General features: G+C 39.4%; 20 protein-coding genes and 1 tRNA gene. 10 read left to right on the forward strand and 11 right to left on the reverse strand.

Annotated elements, in window-relative coordinates; translation table 11 throughout:
• Nucleotide 1: 1 nt before the first annotated feature.
• Both SJ312_RS20815 and orn read right to left on the reverse strand, forming a co-directional pair.
• A tRNA-Gly gene (locus SJ312_RS20815) sits at nucleotides 2-77 on the reverse strand.
• Nucleotides 78-347: 270 nt separating this feature from the next.
• Nucleotides 348-893 (reverse strand): oligoribonuclease, encoded by a 546-nt coding sequence (gene orn / locus SJ312_RS20820; protein ID WP_096864350.1) that lies wholly within the window; start codon nucleotides 891-893, stop codon nucleotides 348-350.
• Nucleotides 894-1004: 111 nt separating this feature from the next.
• Here orn and rsgA point away from each other — a divergent pair, with 111 nt between their 5' ends.
• The 4 genes from rsgA (at nucleotide 1005) to SJ312_RS20840 (ending at nucleotide 6832) form a co-directional block, all read left to right on the forward strand.
• Nucleotides 1005-2057, forward strand: a complete 1053-nt coding sequence (rsgA, locus tag SJ312_RS20825) for a small ribosomal subunit biogenesis GTPase RsgA (RefSeq protein WP_004906021.1) — start codon at nucleotides 1005-1007, stop codon at nucleotides 2055-2057.
• A gap of 156 nt (nucleotides 2058-2213) precedes the next feature.
• Nucleotides 2214-3110: an archaetidylserine decarboxylase gene (gene asd, locus SJ312_RS20830; protein WP_094962479.1), complete on the forward strand. Its 897-nt coding sequence runs from the start codon at nucleotides 2214-2216 to the stop codon at nucleotides 3108-3110.
• A 33-nt stretch (nucleotides 3111-3143) separates the two neighbouring features.
• Nucleotides 3144-6485, forward strand: a complete 3342-nt coding sequence (gene mscM / locus SJ312_RS20835) for a miniconductance mechanosensitive channel MscM (RefSeq protein WP_004906027.1) — start codon at nucleotides 3144-3146, stop codon at nucleotides 6483-6485.
• Nucleotides 6486-6493: 8 nt separating this feature from the next.
• A complete protein-coding gene (locus tag SJ312_RS20840; RefSeq protein WP_094962477.1) occupies nucleotides 6494-6832 on the forward strand; it encodes a hypothetical protein in 339 nt (112 codons plus the stop codon).
• 3 nt (nucleotides 6833-6835) lie between these two features.
• Here SJ312_RS20840 and SJ312_RS20845 read toward each other — a convergent pair whose 3' ends face one another.
• The 5 genes from SJ312_RS20845 to pldA form a co-directional block, all read right to left on the reverse strand.
• On the reverse strand, nucleotides 6836-7639 hold the full coding sequence (locus SJ312_RS20845) for a tetratricopeptide repeat protein (RefSeq protein ID WP_004906030.1): 804 nt from the start codon (nucleotides 7637-7639) through the stop codon (nucleotides 6836-6838).
• Between the two features lie 256 nt (nucleotides 7640-7895).
• Nucleotides 7896-8708, reverse strand: coding sequence for a sugar/pyridoxal phosphate phosphatase YigL (yigL, locus tag SJ312_RS20850; RefSeq protein ID WP_094962476.1), 813 nt, complete (start codon nucleotides 8706-8708; stop codon nucleotides 7896-7898).
• A 13-nt stretch (nucleotides 8709-8721) separates the two neighbouring features.
• Nucleotides 8722-9717, reverse strand: a complete 996-nt coding sequence (pldB, locus tag SJ312_RS20855; RefSeq protein WP_004906034.1) for a lysophospholipase L2 — start codon at nucleotides 9715-9717, stop codon at nucleotides 8722-8724.
• A 20-nt stretch (nucleotides 9718-9737) separates the two neighbouring features.
• Complete coding sequence (gene recQ / locus SJ312_RS20860) at nucleotides 9738-11564, reverse strand: ATP-dependent DNA helicase RecQ (protein WP_319868316.1); 1827 nt, start codon at nucleotides 11562-11564, stop codon at nucleotides 9738-9740.
• Between the two features lie 110 nt (nucleotides 11565-11674).
• Nucleotides 11675-12568 carry a phospholipase A gene (pldA, locus tag SJ312_RS20865; RefSeq protein WP_004906038.1) on the reverse strand — a complete coding sequence of 298 codons (894 nt, stop codon included), beginning with the start codon at nucleotides 12566-12568 and terminating at the stop codon, nucleotides 11675-11677.
• A 155-nt stretch (nucleotides 12569-12723) separates the two neighbouring features.
• Between pldA and SJ312_RS20870 the strand changes: the two genes are divergently transcribed.
• The 4 genes from SJ312_RS20870 to SJ312_RS20885 all read left to right on the forward strand — a co-directional run bounded on the left by SJ312_RS20870 (nucleotide 12724) and on the right by SJ312_RS20885 (nucleotide 18300).
• Nucleotides 12724-13194 carry a thioesterase family protein gene (locus tag SJ312_RS20870; RefSeq protein ID WP_096864355.1) on the forward strand — a complete coding sequence of 157 codons (471 nt, stop codon included), beginning with the start codon at nucleotides 12724-12726 and terminating at the stop codon, nucleotides 13192-13194.
• Between the two features lie 158 nt (nucleotides 13195-13352).
• Complete coding sequence (gene rarD, locus SJ312_RS20875) at nucleotides 13353-14246, forward strand: EamA family transporter RarD (RefSeq protein ID WP_004906041.1); 894 nt, start codon at nucleotides 13353-13355, stop codon at nucleotides 14244-14246.
• A gap of 881 nt (nucleotides 14247-15127) precedes the next feature.
• Nucleotides 15128-16480 (forward strand): APC family permease, encoded by a 1353-nt coding sequence (locus SJ312_RS20880; RefSeq protein ID WP_096864356.1) that lies wholly within the window; start codon nucleotides 15128-15130, stop codon nucleotides 16478-16480.
• 101 nt (nucleotides 16481-16581) lie between these two features.
• Complete coding sequence (locus SJ312_RS20885; RefSeq protein ID WP_319868317.1) at nucleotides 16582-18300, forward strand: amidohydrolase; 1719 nt, start codon at nucleotides 16582-16584, stop codon at nucleotides 18298-18300.
• A gap of 147 nt (nucleotides 18301-18447) precedes the next feature.
• Here SJ312_RS20885 and SJ312_RS20890 read toward each other — a convergent pair whose 3' ends face one another.
• Nucleotides 18448-18591 (reverse strand): Hok/Gef family protein, encoded by a 144-nt coding sequence (locus tag SJ312_RS20890; protein ID WP_110591039.1) that lies wholly within the window; start codon nucleotides 18589-18591, stop codon nucleotides 18448-18450.
• 527 nt (nucleotides 18592-19118) lie between these two features.
• On the opposite strand from SJ312_RS20890, the gene SJ312_RS20895 reads away from it, so the two are divergent.
• On the forward strand, nucleotides 19119-20252 hold the full coding sequence (locus SJ312_RS20895; RefSeq protein WP_319868318.1) for an RNA ligase RtcB family protein: 1134 nt from the start codon (nucleotides 19119-19121) through the stop codon (nucleotides 20250-20252).
• The gene (gene prfH, locus SJ312_RS20900) at nucleotides 20252-20863 is read left to right on the forward strand and encodes a peptide chain release factor H (RefSeq protein WP_094962468.1); all 612 of its coding nucleotides are present in this window, start codon (nucleotides 20252-20254) and stop codon (nucleotides 20861-20863) included. The genes SJ312_RS20895 and prfH overlap by 1 nt, the downstream gene beginning before the upstream one ends.
• An 82-nt stretch (nucleotides 20864-20945) precedes the next feature.
• Here the strand turns inward: prfH and SJ312_RS20905 are convergent, their stop codons facing one another.
• The 3 genes from SJ312_RS20905 to SJ312_RS20915 form a co-directional block, all read right to left on the reverse strand.
• Nucleotides 20946-21221, reverse strand: coding sequence for a hypothetical protein (locus SJ312_RS20905; protein WP_096864360.1), 276 nt, complete (start codon nucleotides 21219-21221; stop codon nucleotides 20946-20948).
• Between the two features lie 191 nt (nucleotides 21222-21412).
• On the reverse strand, nucleotides 21413-21997 hold the full coding sequence (locus SJ312_RS20910) for a 2OG-Fe(II) oxygenase (RefSeq protein WP_153673771.1): 585 nt from the start codon (nucleotides 21995-21997) through the stop codon (nucleotides 21413-21415).
• 252 nt (nucleotides 21998-22249) lie between these two features.
• Nucleotides 22250-23674, reverse strand: coding sequence for a hypothetical protein (locus SJ312_RS20915; protein WP_110591035.1), 1425 nt, complete (start codon nucleotides 23672-23674; stop codon nucleotides 22250-22252).
• Nucleotides 23675-23830 lie beyond the last annotated feature (156 nt).

Genomic DNA, 23830 nt, shown 5'->3' on the forward strand with positions numbered 1-23830 from the left:
TTGGAGCGGGAAACGAGACTCGAACTCGCGACCCCGACCTTGGCAAGGTCGTGCTCTACCAACTGAGCTATTCCCGCATCACATTTTTGGATGTTTCACGTGCCGACTTAATAACAAAAACTTCATCGGTACGGGGAGCGCATTATACGAAAAATTCAGATACTAGCAAGCCCTTACACTCAAAATTTTTATTTTTTTATTCGTTTGCTGACAATTCAATCACAATGGTGATTTTATCAACACCCGTTGTAATAAATTGATTTCAATACGTTAACATTGTTAACTTATTGGGAGAGAACAGCTTATGAAAGCCGCTCAAGATTGCGGCTTATTCGTTAATTTAACATTTATTCTTTAATAAATGTCTCTCGGTAATAAGCTAATTCAGCCACAGATTCACGAATATCATCAAGAGCTTGGTGAGTATTTTTCTTCGAAAAACCCGCTAGAATTTCAGGTTTCCATCGGCGAGCAAGCTCTTTTAATGTACTGACATCAAGATAGCGATAATGAAAATAGCTTTCTAATTCAGGCATGTAGTTGAACAGAAAACGTCTATCTTGCCCAACACTATTACCACAGATTGGGGATGCCCCTTGAGGAACCCATTTTTCTAAAAACGCAATCGTGGCTAACTCAGCTTCACGCTCACTCACGGTACTTTTGCGTACACGTTCAACTAAGCCGCTATTAGTGTGGGTGTTTACATTCCACTCATCCATCAAAGCGAGTTGTTCATCCGTTTGATGTACTGCAATTACAGGGCCTTCTGCTAAAATATTAAGATGACTATCTGTTACAATGGTCGCTATTTCAATAATACGATCACGAACAGGATCGAGCCCCGTCATTTCTAAATCGATCCAAATTAAATTATTCTCATTCTTTTGCATGATATACCCTAACTGCATTCTATGAAGTTAAGGTATGATAGCACTCTTCATGCCATCAGTGACAGGCGTGAGTAACCCCCTAAAATACAGCCCATAGTAAAGAGAGGACAGGTGGCTAAACAGAAACTTTCGAAAGGCCAACAGCGCCGAGTTCAAGAAAATCATCAAAAAAGACTTAAAAAGCAAAAAACAGTTGAAATTGATGATAGCCAATTAGGTGAAGCGCAAGAAGGCTTAGTCATTAGCCGTTTTGGGCAGCATGCTGATATTCAAGCAAGTGACGGGACTATCCAACGCTGTAACTTGCGCAGAACGATTTCGTCCCTCGTTACAGGGGATAATGTGGTGTGGCGACCAGCCTTGAACACACAAAGTGATATCAAAGTAAATGGCATCGTCGAAGCGGTTCACGAGCGCCGTTCTGTTCTAACTCGTCCCGATTATTATGATGGCTTAAAACCGATTGCCGCTAACATTGACCAAATTGTTGTGGTTTCAGCTATTTTACCTGAGCTTTCGCTGAATATTATTGACCGCTATTTAGTTGCCTGCGAAACCACCGGGATTAAGCCTGTTATCGTTCTCAATAAAGTCGACCTACTCGACGACGAAAACCGTGAGTGGGTAAGCGATTTAATGACAATTTATCGTGATATTGGCTATCAAGTTCTCGAAGTTTCAAGCCATACCAATGAAGGCATGGAAGCGCTTACTAACGCGCTAGCAGGTAAAGTATCTGTATTTGTTGGTCAGTCTGGTGTGGGCAAATCCAGTTTATTAAATGCATTACTCCCACATAACGAAGAAGCGATTTTAGTTAATGAGGTTTCAGACAACTCAGGGCTAGGACAACATACAACAACAACAGCTCGTTTATATCACTTCCCATTGGGCGGTGATGTGATTGACTCCCCTGGTGTCCGTGAGTTTGGTTTATGGCATCTAACAACGGAACAAGTGACCAAAGGATTTGTCGAATTTAAAGATTACCTTGGCGGCTGTAAATTCCGTGACTGTAAACATTTAGATGACCCTGGTTGCCTGTTACGTGAAGCCGTAGAAGCAAATAAAATTGCTGAATCACGCTTTGAAAACTACCATCGCATTTTAGAAAGCATGGAACAAATCAAACCTCGTGGTAATTTTACGGCGAAAGATAAATAATGTTAGTGAGTGCTTACAAATAACTCACTAACGCTAAACCCGCTCTAAATAATTTAATGATGGTTAGCCAATGATGCGGCCGTTTGAAATATGACGAGTAAACTGTGTACAATAGCCGCCCTTTTGCTAACATACCTTTAAAAATCAGAGGTTAACGTGCTAGATAAAATTAAAATTCGCTTGCAATATATGCTTCCAAAACAATGTCTTACTGAATTTGCAGGCTGGTTCGCAAGTCGCAATGCGGGTTTCATGACGCAATGGGCAATTAAACTGTTCGCAAAAGTCTATAAAGTGAACATGAATGAAGCGCAAAAAAGTGAGCTTACTGCTTATGCCACTTTTAATGATTTCTTTATCCGTCTGCTAAAAGAAGGCGCTCGCCCAATTGTGGAGAAAGAACACCAACTTGCTCAACCTGCTGACGGTGCAGTTAGTCAATTAGGCCCAATAAATGATGACCTTATCTTCCAAGCTAAAGGCCATAATTACACAGTTGAAGCGTTACTTGCTGGCCAATACCAATTAGCAGAGCATTTTCGTGGTGGTGACTTTATTACCACTTACCTCTCCCCAAGTGACTATCACCGTGTACACATGCCATGTGATGGTTTACTCAAAGAGATGATTTATGTGCCAGGCGATTTATTCTCTGTAAATCCATTAACGGCACAAAATGTTCCCAACCTGTTTGCACGGAATGAACGCTTGATTTGTGTTTTTGACACCCCTGTTGGCTTAATGGTACAAATCCTTGTAGGTGCAACCATCGTTGGTAGTATTGAGACGGTTTGGAGCGGTTGCGTCAATTCCAGTCGTGAAGGCGTCATTAAGCGCTGGGTTTACCCTGAGTTGGACTCTGAAGGTGCCGTTTTCTTGAAGAAAGGTGAGGAAATGGGGCTGTTTAAACTGGGCTCAACGGTGATTAATTTATTTGAACCTAACAAAGTGATATTTAATTCATCACTGATCCCCGGTTATGCAACTCGTATGGGCGAATTACTCGCTGAAACTGTTGCAAATACAGTAACAGAAGAACCTGCTGACGCTTAATTAAATTATTATCCCTTGAAGGAGCTCCTCACTGTGCGTGTGATTATCAGTTTTTTTCTTAGCCTGTTAATCGTTTTTTCTTCCGTTGCAGCACCGACTGCAGCGCAGGATGAAGCACAGATTAAGCAGGAGCTCAAACAACTTGAGTCAAGTACCAACCCCAAAGATGCAGAGATAGCACAAGCATTACAGGGTGCTTTGAATTGGATGAGTGAAACACGTGATTCCGATGCAAAGGCCAAGTCTTATCAAGAAGCCATTGATAACTTCCCTAGAATTATCAAAGAAATAAGACAAAAAATCCTCAATGAAAGTGATGAACCAGCACCTATACCTGTGGGTATCAGCTTAGGTGAACTTGAACAACGTATTATTCAGCTTAGCAGCCAATTACTCGATCAAAGCCGCTTAACTCAGCAAGAGCAAGATAAAGGCCGCGAAATCAGTGAATCACTAAGTATTCTGCCACAACAACTTTCTGAAGCTAGACGCTTACTCACTGAAGCCTCTTCGCGCTTTCAGTCTCTGAGTACCCCCTCAACGCCATTAGCCGATGCCCAGTACACATTAGCTCAAGCCGAAGTAAGTGCTCGCAAATCAACAGTTAATGAACTGGAAATGGCGCAGCTTTCTGCCAATAACCGCCAAGAAATCTCACGCCTTACGTTGGAGTTATACAAAAAACGCTATCAACGTATGGAACTTGAGTTACAAAACCTGCGTGATTTCCAAAATACCCAACGCCAACAAAAAGCAATTTTAGCGTTAGAACATACCGAGATGTTGGCTGCGCAAGGTGAACTGACCCCATTTTTAACTGAGCAGCTTGATATTAACCGTAAAATGTCTCAGGAATTAACCGCTCAGGCACAGCGCATGAGCGCAATCACCAATAGCCAAGCTGAAATTTCAACGAGTATCCGCGATGCTCGACAAGCGCTCACAACTATTCGCGAGCAAGCTCAGTGGATCAGCAGCTCAAGTACATTAGGGGAAGCGCTCAGAACACAACTCTCCCGTTTGCCTGATATTCCAAAGAGCCAGCAGCTTGATCGGGAAATGGCAGATTTACGCGTTCAACGCTTAAATTATGAAGATAGCCTCGATAGGCTAAGTAAAATAGATACAACCGAGCAAGAAAGCGAGCATGAGCTCAATACAGCTCAAGTACAAGTTTATCAGTCATTGATTAAAACCCGCCGTGAGCTACTAACCTCTTTAATTTCAGGTCTCGATGCTGAAATGTTAGAGCTAACAAAGCTCAATGTCGCCACTGGGCAATTGACCGATGCATTAAAAGAAGTCAAAGATGCTTCAAACCGTTATCTTTTCTGGGTCGCAGATGTTCCGCCAATAAGCATCAGCTATCCTGTCATGTTAGTAACAGATATTACTCAATTACTTTCTCTGGATACCTTGTCCCAACTGGCCGGTGCTCTGCGTGTTATGCTGACAACACAAGATACATTTTTGTATCTTTTAGGTTCGATAGCATTAGTCATTTTCAGTATTAGCACTCGCAAGCACTACCAAGCATTTCTTGACCGCTCCAGTTTACGGATTGGTAAGGTGACACAAGACCGGTTTTACTTAACCATTCGAACTATTTTTTGGTCAATAATTGTTGCTCTTCCTCTCCCTATGATGTGGTCAGCCATCGGTTATGGCTTACAAAGTGCATGGCAATATCCCATGGCCGCGGCGATAGGTTATGGTGTCAGTGCGACGACACCTTTACTATGGCTGTTTATGATCAGCGAAACCTTTTCTCGCCCTACTGGGTTATTTATTTCTCACTTCGGTTGGGACAAAGATTCTGTTAAACGTGCGATGCGTTATTACCGAATGGCGATTTTTGTCATCGTTCCACTCGTGATGGCAATTATTACCTTTGAACATTATAGCGATAGGGAATTTGCAGCTAGTATTGGCCGCTTATGCTTTATCTTTTTATGTGTCGCACTTAGCTTAATTACCAACAACTTACGCCGCTCACAAATCCCTCTCTACTTAGATAGACATGGCTCCGGTGAGAATATTGTTAATAAAGCATTATGGTGGATGATATTACTCGCACCTATCGTTGCTGGGTTCTTCTCCATTTTAGGTTATTTTTCAACTTCACAGGCCTTGCTTGCTCGTTTAGAAACCTCTGTCGCCATTTGGTTTGTTATCCTTATCGTTTATCATACGATCCGCCGTTGGATGTCAATGCAGCGCCGTAAATTAGCCTTCGAGCGTGCGAAACAACGCCGTGCTGAGATATTAGCTCAACGTGCTAAAGGTGAGGACGATAACCAGCAAGCAAACGCCAGTAGTGAAGGAAATATTGATATCGAAGAACAGGTTATCGACTTAGATACCATCAGTACCCAATCCGTTGGGTTAGTTCGTTCGATTTTAACCATGATTGCCTTGGTCTCATTGATTTGGCTGTGGTCCGAGCTACATACCGCATTCTCTTTTCTTGAAAATATTCGCTTATGGGATGTGACATCAACGGTTAATGGCGTTGATACCGTACAACCTATCACCATGGGGTCTATTTTCATTGCCATTTTGACTATTATCGTTACCGCACAATTGGTTCGTAACTTACCGGCTTTGCTTGAGTTGGCCGTACTCCAACATTTGGATTTAACACCAGGTACTGGTTACGCCATTAGCACATTAACAAAGTATACGATAACTATTATAGGGACCATTGTTGGCTTCTCTATGTTAGGAATTGAGTGGTCAAAACTGCAATGGCTTGTTGCGGCAATGGGGGTCGGGCTTGGTTTTGGTTTACAAGAAATTTTCGCCAATATTATCTCAGGGTTAATGATCTTATTTGAGAAACCGATCCGGATTGGGGACACAGTAACTATCCGTAACTTGACGGGGAGTATTACCAAGATAAACACCCGTGCCACTACGCTGACAGACTGGGATAGAAAAGAAATTATTGTGCCAAATAAGGCATTTATTACTGAACAATTTATTAACTGGTCACTGTCTGACACGATCACACGTATTGTCATGACTATTCCTGCACCTTCTGATGCCAATAGTGAATTAGTGACAGATACCATTTTACGTGCAGCCAAACGCTCTACGATGATTTTAGATAACCCAGCACCTGAAGTATATCTTGTTGATTTACAACAAGGTATTCAGATTTTTGAATTACGTGTCTATGCCGCTGAAATGGGCCACCGGTTACCTGCGCGCCATGAAATTCACCAAAACATCTTAGTTTCCTTTGCTGAACAAGGAATTACCTTGCCATTCCCACCATTCCAAGCAAGGGTGGATGTCCGTGATAATTCTCTGCAAAGTGCGACAAACAATCTTTCAGGGCGTAATCCTAGTCGTAAGTCAGGGGAATTGTAAGCCGTATTATGCCATTACAATTAAATGAAAAAGACGAATTAGTGATGTTGAGGATCGCCCAACTTGAACGTGTTGGGTCGATTTTATTCTTTTTAATTCCATTAATTATCTTATTAATTGTTGGGAAAGCTTTTGCATTTAATACACTGTACCTTTGGCAAGTGTATTGTGCGGTTTATATCGTTGGGTTTCGTGTACTTTGTAGCAAGCTATCATCACAACAGCAACAGCTAGCTATTCGTCGAGGCTGGGGAAACAATCGTTTTTATCGGCTTTCTTGGTGCTATCTTGTATTATCTGTTGTCATACTGGTGGGATACAAAATCGTATCCCACACATCTGCTTAATCATTAGCTGGCTTTAAAACCATACGATTTAATATAACCTTCCGCTAATTTTTGTGCTTGCTGTAATTCTTCAGGGCTTAACTGAGCCGCAATCTTATTTTGTAGACGATGACTTTCTGCGTTGCCGCTATACACCGCAGTTGCAAGCCATGCGTAGGCTTGCTGCAAGTTTTTCTTCACACCACGTCCTTCAGAATACATGACACCTAAGCGGTCTTGAGACTTGGCATCCTTTTGTTTCGCGGCTTTTCTAAACCAAAACACTGCTTTCTCGTCATCTAAATCAACTCCACTCCCAATCGAGTACATTTGGCCTATTTGGAATTGAGCAAGTATATTTCCGCCTTGCGCTGCTTTTCTAAACCAAAATGCCGCTTTTTCTAGGTTTTGACTGACACCTAAGCCTTGTGCGTACATCATAGCCATGTTGGTTTCAGCTCGGGTATCACCTTGAGCCGCTGCTTGTTCATACCATAGCATCGCTTTGTCATAATCACGACGCACACCAAAACCATTTACAAACATCGTACCTAAGCGAAACTGTGCATCTGAATTCCCTTGGTTCCCCGCCTTAATAAACCACTCAGCCGCTGCTTTAGAATCTTGAGAAACACCTAAACCTTTAAAATAACGCTCTCCTAGCTGAAATTGAGCTTTAGGATCACCTTTTTGTGCTAACTGCGTAATTTGTTCAATCGAGGGTTCTTGTGCTGCTGTCGCCGGTGCTGGCGCAGTGGTAGGTTTAGCGGTTAAAACAGAACTATAACAAATCGAGCCTAACAACAGTGCTAACGCAATTTTTTTCATCCTAAGGAACCCTCAACAGTGCAATATGCAACCTGTGAAAACAGTGCTATCCATTAATATCGACCGAAACACTTATCCCCCTAGTTTAAATTTACTTTTTGTCAGAAAAAATAGGAAAAGTGGCCTAAATTTCACAAAAAGCACGTTTCGCTGTATTTTCGCTATGGGAACTTACGTTTTTCATCTAATTGAGATAATAAAAAACCAGATAAACATATTGCCTATCTGGTTCCTCTATTTCAAATAACAAAATACATTATGCGTTATTAAGGTATTTATTTCTCAGATAACGAGCAACAGCATCATCACTATTCGAACCAATGACTTCCATGTGTGGTAACGCATCTTTTAGCAATTGATGAGCATTTTGCATGATGCAGCCTTTTCCAGCCATAGTCAGCATTTCTTTGTCATTCATGCCATCGCCAAAAGCAATACTATCACTCGGTGTATAGCCATGTAGTGCCGCAACTTGCTTCAGAGCCTCACCTTTAGAAACATCACCAGCCATAACTTCTAAACAGCTACGCAATGAAAACGTTACATTCACTTTATCTTGCCAGCGTGCTTGAATGCGCTGCTGTAAATCCACCAGCAGGTCATGATCTTCACTGGTGTAGTAAACTTTACAGACTTCAGAAGTGACAAAATTATGGCGGTCAAACAGCTGGTAGTTAAATACCGATTCTTTAAAAAATTCTTTTTGTTCAGGGCTTTCCCTGTTGATAAACCAATCATCACCATGGTAGTAATTAGTGATAAGTTCAGGGTTATCAAATTCCATCAAACACAATTCATGAGCTATTTGAGGGTCAACATTGTGCTCAAAAATTAAGTCACCGCGGGTATTATGGATCCGTGCACCGTTAGATGTGATCATATACGCGTCGATGCCTAAACCATCACGGATTTGAGCAACATCCACATGGTGACGGCCTGTTGCAAACACAAAATGCACATCTTGGGAAGTCACTAGCTGTTTCAAGGTGTCTTTTGTATAAGACGTTAAATCATGATTGGGAGATAACAGTGTCCCATCCAAATCGGAAGCAACTACAGGATATTTCATATTCAAACCCTAACTAATACTGCTCAAAAAAATCACAGATAGCATTAAGCGCCATCGCTCTTAATGCATCCACTTCAAATAGGATTTCATGGTGTGCCCCTTCAATGATGAGAGGTAATTTTTCTTCTCGTCCTATTTGCGCTTTTTGTCGGCTTTGACAAAAAGCTTGTAGCTCTTTATTGCTGACCACTTTTTCTTCGCTGGCTTCCAACACCATCAGTGGTACATCAATTTCTCCCGCTTTCGCAATTAGCTCATCGCCAATCACAAAACTTTCACGTAACCAATGGTAAGTCGGCCCACCTAAGCGCAATTCAGGATAATCGGCATAATAACGTAAGTAGCGCCGATAACGCTCTGGGCTGTGTGTTAATACATTGATTAAATAAGGTAATGGCTGCCATTTCCCAGTAGAAGCCGCATAATCATTACGGACACTTTCGCGAGATTCGGCTCTATCAACAATAAAGCTCGCCATCCAACGAGGCATTGGTAAATTAATACCAATCATCGGCGCACATAAGGTTGCAGCATCAAAAGTGACGTTATCTCGCAACAAATACCCGGCTAAGATAGCACTCCCCATTGAGTGAGCTAATGCATAACATTTTGGATAATGCCGATATTTAACCTCAAGCTCAATGAACTTTTCAAAATCGTCAATGTAATCAGTGAATTTTTCAACATGGCCTTTTTGAGGATCCGCTAACATGCGCCCTGATCGCCCTTGCCCACGATGATCAATAATAAACACATCATAGCCTAAATGATAAAAATCATAAGCCACTTCAGGGTACTTCACATAACTTTCACTGCGCCCCGGTGAAATGACAATCGCTTTATGATGTTTTGGATGAATAAAACGGACATAGTGAATGGGAATATCATCAACCCCCACGAATTGAGATTCTTCACGATGTTGCCAGAAATCTAAAAGCGGGCCATTTGTAAAAGCAGAAAATTGAGTTTCTCGATTCAGCCAACTCTCTTTTAGGTTTTCAGGCGTCATCCTGCAGTTTCCTTATCTATTCATTCATAACCTTCAAGATGGTCTTGGATAAGCGCCATAAATGCTACTCCAAAACGTTCGAGCTTGCGTTCGCCAACACCATTGATTAACAGTAATTCGGCAGGTGAAGTCGGGGTGTGCTCAGCCATTTCAATTAATGTTGCATCATTAAACACCACAAATGGCGGAATATTTTCTTCATCTGCAATGGATTTACGCAATTTACGCAGTTTAGCAAAGAGCTTTTTATCATAATTGCCATGATAAATTTTGTTTTGTTGATTACGGCTTTTTACCACTAAAACACGAGGAACTGCGAGTTTTAGTGCAGCTTCACCACGTAATACTGGCCGTGCTGCCTCCGTTAATTGAAGCGCTGAAAAATGCGTAATATTCTGTGTGATCATACCTAAATGGATCAGTTGGCGAATCACACTGACCCAATGTTCATTACTTTGTTCTTTACCAATGCCATAAACAGGCAGTTTATCATGGCCTAAATCACGAATACGCTGATTATTAGCGCCACGCAGAACCTCAACAATATAGCCGATACCAAAGCGCTGACCAACACGATAAATACAGGACAGCGCTTTTTGCGCATCCACTAACCCATCGTACTGTTTTGGTGGGTCTAAGCAAATATCACAATTGCCACAAGGCTGCTGGCGATTTTCACCAAAATAATTGAGTAGCACCAAACGGCGGCAAGTTTGTGCTTCAGCAAAAGCCGCGATGGCATTCAGCTTATGCCGTTCTATATCTTGCTGCATACCCGCAGGCTTTTCTGCAAGACAACGACGTAACCATGCCATATCTGCAGGGTCATAAAATAAAATGGCTTCGGCTTCAACACCGTCACGACCTGCCCGCCCTGTTTCTTGATAATACGCTTCGATATTACGCGGAATATCAAAATGAGCGACAAACCGAACGTTTGATTTGTTAATTCCCATCCCAAAAGCCACTGTCGCCACGACAACTTGTAGGTTATCTTTTAGAAATGCATCTTGTACCCACTCCCGTTGGGCAGCGTCTAACCCTGCATGGTATGCCGCAACACTTAAGCCTCGCTTTTGCAAGCGCTCTGTCGTTTCTTCAACCTTACTGCGACTATTACAATAAACAATACCCGCTTTTCCTTTTTGCCCTTTAATAAAAAACCAAAGTTGATCTAAAGGCTTATATTTTTCGACTAAGGTATAACGAATATTTGGCCTATCAAAGCTACTCACATGGACTAATGGCTCATGTAGCTCTAATAAGCGAATAATGTCTGCACGTGTGGTTTCATCCGCAGTTGCGGTTAACGCCATCACGGGTACATTAGGTAATGATTGCCGTAATTGGCCTAGTGCGCGGTATTCAGGGCGAAAATCATGTCCCCATTGGGAAATACAGTGGGCTTCATCCACTGCTAGCAAGGTGATGTTCCATCCTGCTAATTGGCTTAAGAAATAATCAGTTAACAACCGTTCAGGAGCAACATACAGTAATTTTATTTCCCCCTGACTGCACTGCTCCATGATTTGACGTTGTTCTTGTGACGTTTGCGATGAATTTAAACACGCAGCATTAACCCCATGTAACCTTAATTGGTCAACTTGGTCTTTCATTAATGATATTAATGGTGAAACGACCAGTGTGACACCTTCTTTAACTAAAGCAGGAACTTGGTAGCAAAGGGATTTTCCCCCCCCTGTTGGCATTAACACTAAGCAATCACGGTTATCCAAAATAGCCCCAATGACGGCATCTTGCCCAGGGCGAAATGACTGATAGCCGAATGTACTATTGAGCACATGTTCAGCCAATGAAAGTTGGTTAATGACGCAAGCAGTGGACACAAACTTCCTCAATCGATAAAACAAGCCGCTGCCCAATTGAGCAGCGAAGTTGTTGATTCATGACTTGGTATTCAACTCAGAACAAAATAGAGAGCTGAGTTTTTCTTCCATTACAGCATATCGTTTAGCATAACACCGATACCAAAACGTGTTTGGCGATAATTGTAGTCTATCATCGACTCACCATATCCGCTAAACAACTGGGTATAAAAACGCACATGTTTACTAATTGGATAGCTCCACCCCAATTCTGCACCACCATACCCTGTATTCCAGTTATAGCGCCCAGTCGTAGTAAACACGCTGTCTCCCAACGCATACCCTACTTTTAAGCGATAGTAACCCATATATTTGGTAATATCAGAATTATCATCACGCCCTTCACTTTCATGAATGCGGTACCAAGGTTTGAGATCAACTTGCCAGTTACCATTTTGCGCCATTGCCCTTGCATATACTCGGTTCCAGCTGCGAGAAGTAGGCTCTGAACGACCATTTGACTCGTGGTTAAAACCTGTTTCAATCTCACGCAACGTCCAACCCGCAAATTGGTAGTCGGTTAACCAGCCAACAAACACTTGAGGCTCATAGTTAGTTTCTCTAAATGGTGAAGATTCTTTTTTATTACTTAGCTGCCACCAAGAACGCTGAGTATAAGAAACAGCTAAAATTGAGTCATCACCCGCAATACCCGCCCATAATGGAAACGCTAAACTTAATTGAAATTTAACTTCGTCCTTTAACGCATCATCACCCCAATTGTAGCTAGAAATGGCTTCTTTATTCATCGAGGATGTATAGGTATAAAGGATATAATTCGATTCATATGGATACAGCACAAATGGGTTATCATGGTGTTGCAGTAATCCTGAAATGATGCTTCCACGTATTGGCAAGGTATTTTTGACATCTTCTTCAGGCTGAACACCTGTATTTTCAGTCGCAAACAATGAAGCAGACCAAAAGCAGAGCACTGCACTTAACAAAATCGGTAAAGCGCGCATTAGTCATTCCTATTTTCAACATCGTCCAAAAAAAGTTTGTCCTATTTTACACACAAAACTGAATAACTGTTGAAAGATTATTCATTCGTTTGTTAGAGACATAATTTACACATAATGTTAACTTATCATTCACATATTTTTAAAGGATGAAAACGATGAATGACCGTACTTATACTTTAGAAGAAGCCAGTGACTTAATGAGCCATGCATTTATTTATAAAATGCCATTTAACCAGCTACTTGGTATTAAATTAATGAGTTTAAATGATGACTTTGTTCAGCTTACTGTTGAAAATCGTCAACAATTAATTGGTAATTTTACTCAGAACATTTTACATGGCGGTGTGATCGCTTCGGTTTTAGATGTTGCAGGGGGGATGGTATGCATCAATCGTATTTTGCAGCGTATTAATCCATTAACCCACACCGAGATTGTCGATAAAATGTCCCGAATGGGGACAATCGACTTACGAGTTGATTATTTACGCCCCGGTCGAGGGCAAATTTTTACTGCTAGTGCTAGCTTATTAAGAGACGGCAATAAAATAGCCGTTACCCGCTGCGAGCTTCATAACGAAAACAACCAGCATATTGCAACAGCAACGGCAACTTATCTGGTTGGATAGAAATAAAATATAAATAATTAGTCACCTACTAAACTAATAACTTGTAAAAAAACCTGAGCAATGTCACATTAGTGGTATCAAAAATCGAGCCGCTTAAATCGGCTCGGTCTCTCTGTATAAGTATCTTTTTAGTCTTTAATTCAATTTCAGAGCCAACAATGAGCCAGCAAAATACTACCAAAGGCGTGTTATGTGCCTTAGGCGCCTATTTTATTTGGGGTGTCGCACCTATTTATTTTAAAAGCATCCAAGAAGTGCCCGCAGAAGAAATCCTGACTCATCGTATTATTTGGTCATTTTTCTTTATGATTTTATTATTAACAGTTTCACGGCATTGGAGTTATGTTCGCCAAGTACTAAAGCAACCAAAGAAAATATTAGTTCTTGGTGTAACGGCAACGACAATTGCTTGTAACTGGTTAATTTATATTTGGGCAGTTAATAATGGTTATATGCTACAAGCTAGCTTAGGTTACTTTATTAACCCACTAGTTAACGTACTGTTTGGAATGCTATTCTTACAAGAACGTTTTCGCCGCATGCAGTGGATTGCTGTTGGTCTTGCACTAACAGGTGTATTGATCCAGCTTTGGCAATTTGGCTCAGTGCCTGTGATTGGGCTAAGTTTAGCTGTTACATTTGCCACCTATGGATTATTACGTAAAAAATTAGGGGTCGACGCACAAACAGGAATGACATTCGAAACACTTTGGCTGCTTCCTGTCGGGATTATCTTCTTATTATTTTTTGCAGATAGTCCAACGAGTGATATGGCAATGAATGATTGGCATTTGAATGCACTTCTGATTGCTGCCGGGGTAATTACTACAGTGCCACTGTTACTATTTACAGAAGCAGCTAACCATTTAAGGCTTTCAACGCTAGGCTTTTTCCAATATATGGGGCCAAGTATTATGTTCTTACTCGCCGTCTTTGTGTACGGTGAAGTTATGACACCTGAATTGTTAGTCACTTTTGGGTTTATCTGGGTTGCATTAATTTTATTTACATTAGATGCATTATATACCCAGCAGAAACTGAGAAAAAAATAATGGCTAACTGTTTACAGAAACTCAGATAGCCGGTAAATAGCGTTAATATTAAATACCGACTCTCGTTTTATATTCTAAACGAAGTCGGTGTTTCATTATATGGAACTCAAATAGTTAATTTAATTAATGCAAATAGGCTATTTAATTAAGTAGTAAATTCTTTATCTACCACATGATAAATTAAAATTAATTTAAATCTTTTTGTTCTTATCTATATATACGCAATTGTAACAAAATAAATTTAATCACATAAAATCAATAAGTTAAACAGAAAAAATTCATCTTGATTTTCTATACATAATAGCTATCATTTAACTTATCTTAAATCCACTTCAATTAATAAACACATCCATCAAACAACTCTTTGAAATAAAAGTAGTTGTTTATTTTTTTCAATTAATGATTGCTTAATAGGAACTTGGTAATTATATTGTACGCCGCTTGTATTCACCCCAGCGGATGGTGATGGTCCGATTCATCACTGACGTTTCATTAAAGTGCGCACGATGACATTTCATTTTAAAAATGTCCTGGTGCGAGGTTTTCTGAAATTGAATGCAGACGGCTCTAAGATTTAATTTAATACAACCATGTAGCGTTAAGACTCTAAATAATTCGAAAACATAACTAGGCGACGAGCGAAGCCAACAACGTTGTGATTCGAAGTATGACGAGTACGACTCTAAATAATTCGAAAACACAACTAGGCGGCAAGCAAGAGAGTCGCTAGGAGCATACAAAAGTATGTGACTAGTGCGAACGAGTGAAGCCAACAACGTTGTGATTCGAAGTATGACGAGTACGGCTGCATTTTAGGTTCACTCGGCCTGTGCATTCAGACAGAGTTAACGTTGTTAAGGGCTTTTGGGAAGGGCTTAAAAATGCAACAGAATACCGTTCAAATGAAACGCGTACTGACCACTCCTGCGTTAGTTTTTTTCGGGCTGGCTTATATGGTGCCACTCGGAATTTTCACCACCTATGGACAAGTTACTGTATTGAGTGAGGGCCATCTGCCTATCGCTTATTTAATTACATTAGCTGCCGTCTTTTTTACCGCCATGAGCTATTGCCGCATGACAAGCGCACTTCCTCTTTCAGGATCTGCTTATTCATACGTGCAAAAAACCTTTGGCGGCACACTCGGGTTTTTAGTGGGTTGGGCACAATTGCTCGACTATCTCTTTCTGCCAATTATTAACTACATTGCAATTGGGATCTTTGTTCATGAAGCGTTCCCCGATATCCCAATGTATGTGATTATTTGCAGTACCATCACAATTGTTAGCATTATGAATATTTTGGGAATTAAATTAGTTTCCTCAATGAATATGCTAATCATTTTAATGCAATTTGTATTTATCGCAGTGTTCCTATACTTAAGTTTTAAAACTTCGTTTGTATTGGATACTGATGCTTTATTGGCACCTATTACGGTAATGTCAGAACAAGTATCAGGGTTATTTGCCGGTGCAGCGGTGCTATGCCTAGCCTTCCTTGGCTTTGATGCGATCTCCACCATGGCAGAAGAAACCAAAGATGCACGTAGTGCGTTACCAAAAGCGATTCTATACACCGTGTTTATCGCAGGTACGCTATTTGTCATCATTTCCTATGGTGCGCACTTGGTTTACCCGATGTGGCAAGATTTCATTCCTAATACCGATATTGCTAGCCTTGCGGTAATGAAACAAGTTGGTGGTGCGATGATGGCTTCTAGCTTTATCACCGCTTATGTTATCGGTGTATTTGCCTCGGCAATGACCTCACAAGCCAGTATTGTGCGTATTTTCTATGCGATGGGCCGTGAAGGTGTGTTACCACGTTCGCTGTTTGCTTATCTGCATCCAAGACTCAATACACCGGTTTACTCAATTATCTTTGTTGCGTTAGCATCACTGCTTTCATTAGTGCTTTCACTCAGCATGGTCGCCTCAATGATTAGTTTTGGTGCCTTAATTGCATTCACTTTTGTGAATTTATCGGTCATTAAACATTTTTACATTGACCGTAAAGCACCGCTGGATAATACAAAAATTATCACTTGCCTGATTATGCCTTCTATTGGTGTTATCCTAACATTATGGTTATGGACAAGCCTTGATAGCGAAGCCTTTAAAGTGGGTTTATGGTGGCTAGCCGCAGGGGCAATTTACTTAGCACTGCTGACCCATGGTTTTACTCGTCGTCCACCTGCAATCTCTGACGATGAAACTGAAATGATTATTAACTAAGCATTTCAAGTCTTATAAATGATTACGGGGGAGCACTTGCCTTCCCCGCTGTTTTTTTAGCTCTGGTGCCACCAAAGCACCACTGATACAGACGGTTTACAATGAATAATCAATTAGCTGACGTTATTTATTTTAACGGTTATATATATACTGCGGATGATAAAAATCGCGTTGTCGATGCGGTTGCTGTTCGTGATGGTTACATTCTTGCCACAGGCACTTCTGATGAACTTCATCAGTATGTTGGCCCTGAAACAGAGAGTATCGATCTCGAAGGCAAAATGATGATGCCTGGTATCATTGATGGTCACATGCACCCTTTTTGGGGCGGTATTCAACTCTTCGGTTGTCATTTAAATTATGAATCGTTAACTATCGAGCAAATTTTAGAGCGTGTACAAGATCACCTCGATAAAGACCCTCGTACCGGGGAAAATGATTGGCTCAAAGTCACTGCATGGCTACGTCAAGGAATGATCCCGGCGGGTGTTGATATGTATCGTGAAGATATGGACAAGCTCAATACAAAACGCCCTGTCGTATTATTTTCAAATGACTGCCATACATTGCTAGCCAATAGCCGTGCTCTCGAACTATTTGGTATCACTAAAGACACGCCTGAGCCACCTGATGGTAAAATTGGCAAATACGAGAACGGTGAGTTGAATGGCATCCTTGAAGATGCACCCGCTATGCGTGCTGCCGATAGCATTCCTTCAATTCGTGACGACCAAGCAATTGAAGTTGCTGAATTAGTACAGAAAGTACTTAACCAGCAAGGTGTGACTATGGTGATGGACGCCCGCGTTTCAGAACAACAGCTTGAAGCCTTTTCTCAATTACAGCAACGTGGTGACCTTACGATCCGTTTCCAAGCTGCTCGTGAAATCACCCCCGATGAAACACCAGATGTTGCTTCAGTAGCGGCAGCCGTGGATAAAGCCGCTGCATTTGCCAAAAAATGGCACCAAGCTGATTGGACACCAACCCCAGGTATTGGCTTGAATAATATTAAAATGTTTGTTGATGGTGTCATGCAATTTCCAACAATGACAGCGTCGTTATTGCAGCCATACCGCATTAATCAAGGCACAGATGACACGCCTAATTGGGTAGAAACGGATAACTATGGTGATCTGTATTTCACAGCTGAAATTCTTGATGAATTAATGGAAAAAATTGCCGCAGCAGGCTATGACCCTCACTTGCATACTGTTGGTGAAGGTGCCGTTTCCATCGTATTAGATGCGATTGAAAAAATGCGAGCAGCGCACCCAGAAAAAGATATTCGCCCAGGACTCGCTCACAATGAACTAGTCCATGCGGATGATTACGCCCGTTTTGCGCGCTTAAAAACCATCGCTTGTTTATCTTTCCAGTGGGCAGCCCCAACTCCAGAGCTAGCGGCTTTTGAGAAAAAAATGCTCGGTGATGAACGTTTTGAGCAACTTGAACCCATCGCTAAATTTGTCGATGCTGGCGCGGTTGTTGCATTTGGTAGTGACTGGCCAATCGATGATTTCGATGAGTGGTATGATTTAAAAGTCGCAGCGACACGCCGTGGCCGCGATATTAATGGCCAAAAAGCACCGAGACTCGATAATGACCGAGATTTGACGGTAATTGAAGTTTTGCGCTCTGCAACCATTGACTCTGCTTATGCACAGCACCGTGAAGATGTACTCGGCTCATTAGAGGCTGGAAAATTTGCTGATATGATCGTGCTAGATCGCAATGTATTTGAGATCCCTGCTGATGATATTGAAAATGTAAAAGTATTACGTACAATTATTGGTGGAAAAACTGTACATATTGCTTAATTATTTATTTAGATAACTAATTAAATAAACACCCCAAAGATTCAATAATATCTTGGGGTGTTTTTAATTGGGCACTTAATTCCAAACCTGAATACTCACAATTAAATCGGGAAATTACGAGGGAATAAACTCCCTCGTAAAGCAACATTATTCTTCGTAAGAAAACGTTGTTTGAACAACTGTATTTCCATGACTAATGACAATTAGGCAAAGCCTATCCCGCATTAATAGTGAAATACCGAACACGGTAATACACGCCGAAACAAACGCAATCACTGCGAACTTGCTCATTTCCCTTGACCTCTTAATAGTTAAGAGGCACAATCCTAATTGTTCGGTTAGGTTTGGGCCTCGTTGGTTAATAATAACTAACGGGGCTTTTCCATTTCTAACCCAAACATTTTATCCAATATAATAAGCTTGAACCAGAAAGGCTCAAGCACCCGCCCAAATGATAGCAAACTTTTATATTTCACTCACGCTCAATTCCATTGGAATAAATAAAAATATAAATTTAATTATCTAATTATTAGTTCGTATAATATTAATTAATTTACATATTGATTTTATATATTGGTTTAAGAAAAAGGCTAAAAATCGGCTATCTTTAAAATAGCCCTTGCAAAAGAAAAAAGTTACCGTTAGTATCCGCAGCGTTTTATATTCATCTACTAACTGCAAGGAGGTTTACCATGACAACAATTAATCAAACTCTTTGCGGGCACACTCAGAAATAGCCACTCTCGTTAGTTAATCTATTTTCTTAATTTTGCCTGCTAATTCACCTTATTTTTCAATTAAAAATGAGTTAATAGCTTATGGGCAATACCTTACATACTGTGGATCAGCAAGTCAGCTATATCGCCACAGAATCAACATGGATTGAAAGTAAAGCAATCCAACAGTTACAAACAACCGCAAACTTACCTAATATGGTCTCTGTTGTTGGCATGCCTGACCTACATCCAGGCCGTGGATACCCAATTGGTGCGGCATTTTTCTCAACCAAGCGCTTTTATCCTGCGCTAGTTGGTAATGACATCGGTTGTGGAATGGCGCTGTTCCAAACTGATATTAAAAAATCGAAAGTTAACCTCGATAAACTCGAAAAACAACTTTCTGAAATGTCAGATCATGCGCCTTTGTCATGGCTTGAAGAGCATGTTCCAAATAACATGCAATCACATGACTTTATGTCATCATTAAGTTCTATTGGTGGCGGAAATCATTTTGCTGAATTTCAGGGCGTTGATGAAATATTAAATCCAGAATTGTTCAGCATATGTGGATTAAATAAACAACAATTACTGTTATTAGTGCATAGTGGCTCTCGTGGCTTAGGCCAATCAATCCTTCGCCAACATGTAGAAAAATATAGTCATGATGGACTTATAGACAATACTCAAGATGCAAAAGATTATCTGGAAGCTCATCAGAATGCATTGGACTTTGCCCAACTAAATCGGCAAATGATAGGTTTACGTATGCTGCAACAAGTAAAGTCAAAGGGTAAACTCGTACTCGACCTTAATCATAACCTAGTTGAATCCTGTAAAATCAATGGTATTGAAGGGTGGATACATCGAAAAGGAGCGACACCATCAGATCGCGGGCTAGTCGTTATCCCTGGTTCTCGAGGTGATTACAGTTATCTCGTTTCTCCACAACCAAGTGAAGTTTGTCTGAATTCTCTTGCTCATGGAGCTGGACGGAAGTGGATGCGGGCTGAGTGTAAAGGGCGTTTATCACATAAATATACACCGACTCAATTATCAAGGACGGTATTAGGTAGCCGTGTTATCTGCGCAAACAAACAATTGATTTACGAAGAAGCCCCTCAATCTTATAAATCTATTGATACTGTAATTGAAAGCATGGTGAATATTGGCATCATCCAAGTTGTTGCACGCCTTAAACCTGTTATAACCTATAAAACCAGTGGAGATTGCTAATGATATTATTACAGTTTTCCTCTGCGCAGGGGCCTGAAGAATGTTGCATAGCGGTGGAAAAAGCACTTGCTTGTTTTTTCCAAGAAGCTAAAAAGCTTTCAGTCATTGCCGATACACTTGAGTTTTTTCCATCACGCTACGGACTGAAATCTGCCTTAATTTCATTGGAGGGTGAGAATGCAGAAATACTATCCCAAAAATGGACTGGCACTATTCAATGGCAGTGCCAAAGCCAAATTAGGCCACGACATAAACGTAAAAATTGGTTTTTGAGTGTCACCCGTTTCTCTCCCATTAAACCAATTGAAGAGAGTGAAATTGAGTTTGAATTTACTAAAGCACAGGGGGCTGGAGGGCAGCACGTTAATAAAACCTCGTCTGCGGTTAGAGCAAAACATGTCGCTACGGGTATCACTGTCAAAGTGCAATCTGAACGCAGCCAGCACGCTAACAAAAAGCTTGCGAAACAGTTAATTCAATGGAAATTGAATGAACATCAATCGCAGCAACTTAATGAACTGGATAAACAACGTCATCATTCCCATTATCAAATTGAAAGAGGAAACGCTGTAATTACTTTTTCAGGAAATGAATTTAAACGTTTAAAATAAAACAATGCCACCTCAGATAAGAGGTGGTATATAATTTAAGATATCTACCTTACTGTTTTGTGCTTTACTACCCAGACAATATTTAATTCACTAAATAACACATTGAATTATTAAATTGACATTCAGCAATATAATAATTTGGTTCAATGATAAAACTATATTCTTTTTGTGAAGAAAAACAATTTGTTGTTTGTATTAGTGACGAATGATCAACATCATAATTAATAGGTACAATATCACCCTTATTTTTATTCATTAAGCTATTAAATGCTGTTTCTAATTGTTTTTCATATTCCATGATACTCATTCCTTGTTGAATCTGCTTATCACCATAACCAAATTTATCAACGCTGTTCATCTACAAGCTCCTTTTATATGTACATTGAAAAATCACAAGTAAAATGGCTGATATAACCGATTAAAACAAGTTAAATTGAATAGAGTTAATCTTAAATTTTAAAGAAAATAATATAATATTAATTAGATATTATAAATATGGAAGAATCTCTATCAGCCACCTCAATAAGAGGTGGTAATAGCCTGAACGGATTAGAGTAATTTTTCTGTTAAAAACCAGCCTGCGATACTTTCTCGTTTTTGTTGAGTCGGTAACACTTCATGTGGAAATTCTTCAGACATAAAAAAAATTATTCGACCTGCAAGCGGTTCCAATTCAAACAATTGATTGTTTTCTTTATCATAGACAACAAGTTCACCTCCATCTCCAGCTTGCCATGCTTCATTCATATATAAAACAGTGGTTACCTTGCGACGCCCTTGTCCTCTTGGGTTATCAAGATGCTTTTTATAAAACCCACCATTAGGATAACGGCAGAAATGCGTTTCAAAATCACGCAGACCAAGATAAAGCTGGCAGTTAAGCTCTTGCCTAACCTGCTCCATTTTATCGAGATAATTAACGATAGGCTCCCCCATTTCAGGTTCTAGCCAAATAGTTTGATCAGCACGAATACTTTTATTTCCTTGTAAGGTATCGCCGCGCCCAATACGTGCATCCTGTAGGGTATCTGGGATACTATTTTTGATGGTTTGTATATGTTGCAGGCTCATGAAATCGTCCCACACATACCAACCTTGTGAGGAAAGTGAATCAATAAGTTTATCCATTGACATGATGAGTCTTAGAAAAGTTAATTAGGTAATATTTTATACTTCATTGAGATATAGTTTTAAAATTAAAAACTTAAATCCTGATGATTGATACGGCATATCAAAGTCAATCACTAAAAAGATAGTGATAGTTATCATAGAGTAAACTAGAAAAGAGATTCAAAATTACATAAATAACATACTCATTCCATAGTAAAAAAGCACTCCATCCATATTGAGTGCTTACTATAAAATCAAATTAAACGATTGATTGACTTAGCAGAATGCAGTTCTTCCAATACCACCACAAGAACAACGTGCCACTGGGTTAAGAAGACTTACCTGCCCTAGGTTTTTATTTACTTCACTATTCCCCTCTTCCGCCGATTGGAAAGCCGTAATTCGTTCTGAAATTAATTCGCTTTGAATTACGGGTTGAACTAATGTATTACCATCTTGATTTTCAATCATTTTTTGAGAACGAATTGACCAGTGAAGTTCAACATCTTTGATAGTTTCTTTAATGCTATGCATTTCTTCATTATATCTTTTAATATTTAAAGATAGATGATTTTTAAAAGGCCCTGAATTCACTTCTAATTCGCCTTGTTTTTCCATTTCAATATTTAGCTTATCAATATATTGATTTAATTCGTCTAATACTTTTAGTAAATTTGATTCCTGTAGTTCACTTATCCTACTTAACTCATTTAATACATGCTTATCTTTTGCTATGCTAGGGCTTTCTACTCTATACAATGAAATATTTCTACGTAATGACCTTATTTCTTCTATTTCTGAATTAGTTTTATGTTCGTTCAACTCACTTAGGCCTTTAAACACATTTAATTGTTCATCAAATACTTTTACATTTTTATGAACTTTTTCCTCTAACATTCTCATCGAATCATCTATCTGTTTTTGGCTATATTTATCAGTAACAACCGAACTGGAGCCCCAAGCTCTTCCTTTATTTAATAGCTGTACTGAACGAGATTTCAAATCATTTATAGACGAAACAAATTTTTCAATTTCATCATCTATCTCTTTTTTATTTTTTATTGTCTCAATTTCTATGTTATCTAACTGTAAATCAATTTTTCGTTCATCTTCTAATAACTTAGATGCTCTATTTTTCAATGATTTTAGCTTAGCGTTATGATAATTTATTGAGATAGATACAATACCTGTTTTAACTTTATTAAACGAAGTATTTAGATGGGTTATTTCATTATTTATCTTTACTAAAGTAGATTTTTCATGATTTAACATACCCTCTTTTGTCTCATGAGGGATTTTTTTGATTACAAAAATACTTTCTAGTAGTTTATGGTCACCACCAATATTTTTATTTTGCTTATTTATTTCCAACTCTATTTTATACTTAGAAAACTTACTAGCCTCAAAATATAAAATCTCATTACCGATATTTTCCTTGTTATATTTGCTAGCAAGATTTTTCATTGCTAGTAAATTACCTTCAAAAAATTTAATAGCTTTATTCACCTCATCTATTTTAGCGGTCACTTCACTATTTATATTTGTTTTTTCAGATAAATATTCATAACCATATTCATCTTGAATTTTCATTACTAATGAAGACTTCAGTTTCTTAATTTTATTTAAACGATTTTCAGCAGAAAAAATTAACGAGTCTATTTTTTTAAAATCATAACTATTTAAATTAAAATCAATTTTCATATTAATTCCTTTGATTTTCATATAATTAAAAACATAATTTGATATCTATATTGCGTTTTTATCTTATATTAAAGACAAAGGAGTGACTAATTTATTATTTGTATAATAAAAACAAATTATAATTATTTTAAACCTATATTTCATTTAAATAAATAA

It is taken from the genome of Providencia sp. CIM-Carb-044 (assembly GCF_033901115.1).
Taxonomy (GTDB): domain Bacteria; phylum Pseudomonadota; class Gammaproteobacteria; order Enterobacterales; family Enterobacteriaceae; genus Providencia; species Providencia hangzhouensis.

What these genes read in the sequence shown, in the direction of transcription:
- SJ312_RS20845 (WP_004906030.1), bottom strand. Translation starts at nt 7,639, where the DNA reads ATGAAAAAAATTGCGTTAGCACTGTTGTTAGGCTCGATTTGTTATAGT.
- SJ312_RS20890 (WP_110591039.1), bottom strand. Translation starts at nt 18,591, where the DNA reads ATGAGCAAGTTCGCAGTGATTGCGTTTGTTTCGGCGTGTATTACCGTG.
- SJ312_RS20840 (WP_094962477.1), top strand. Translation starts at nt 6,494, where the DNA reads ATGCCATTACAATTAAATGAAAAAGACGAATTAGTGATGTTGAGGATC.
- pldA (WP_004906038.1), bottom strand. Translation starts at nt 12,568, where the DNA reads ATGCGCGCTTTACCGATTTTGTTAAGTGCAGTGCTCTGCTTTTGGTCT.
- SJ312_RS20915 (WP_110591035.1), bottom strand. Translation starts at nt 23,674, where the DNA reads ATGAAAATTGATTTTAATTTAAATAGTTATGATTTTAAAAAAATAGAC.
- pldB (WP_004906034.1), bottom strand. Translation starts at nt 9,717, where the DNA reads ATGACGCCTGAAAACCTAAAAGAGAGTTGGCTGAATCGAGAAACTCAA.
- SJ312_RS20870 (WP_096864355.1), top strand. Translation starts at nt 12,724, where the DNA reads ATGAATGACCGTACTTATACTTTAGAAGAAGCCAGTGACTTAATGAGC.
- SJ312_RS20895 (WP_319868318.1), top strand. Translation starts at nt 19,119, where the DNA reads ATGGGCAATACCTTACATACTGTGGATCAGCAAGTCAGCTATATCGCC.
- orn (WP_096864350.1), bottom strand. Translation starts at nt 893, where the DNA reads ATGCAAAAGAATGAGAATAATTTAATTTGGATCGATTTAGAAATGACG.
- rarD (WP_004906041.1), top strand. Translation starts at nt 13,353, where the DNA reads ATGAGCCAGCAAAATACTACCAAAGGCGTGTTATGTGCCTTAGGCGCC.
- SJ312_RS20880 (WP_096864356.1), top strand. Translation starts at nt 15,128, where the DNA reads ATGCAACAGAATACCGTTCAAATGAAACGCGTACTGACCACTCCTGCG.
- SJ312_RS20885 (WP_319868317.1), top strand. Translation starts at nt 16,582, where the DNA reads ATGAATAATCAATTAGCTGACGTTATTTATTTTAACGGTTATATATAT.
- prfH (WP_094962468.1), top strand. Translation starts at nt 20,252, where the DNA reads ATGATATTATTACAGTTTTCCTCTGCGCAGGGGCCTGAAGAATGTTGC.
- SJ312_RS20905 (WP_096864360.1), bottom strand. Translation starts at nt 21,221, where the DNA reads ATGAACAGCGTTGATAAATTTGGTTATGGTGATAAGCAGATTCAACAA.
- yigL (WP_094962476.1), bottom strand. Translation starts at nt 8,708, where the DNA reads ATGAAATATCCTGTAGTTGCTTCCGATTTGGATGGGACACTGTTATCT.
- SJ312_RS20910 (WP_153673771.1), bottom strand. Translation starts at nt 21,997, where the DNA reads ATGTCAATGGATAAACTTATTGATTCACTTTCCTCACAAGGTTGGTAT.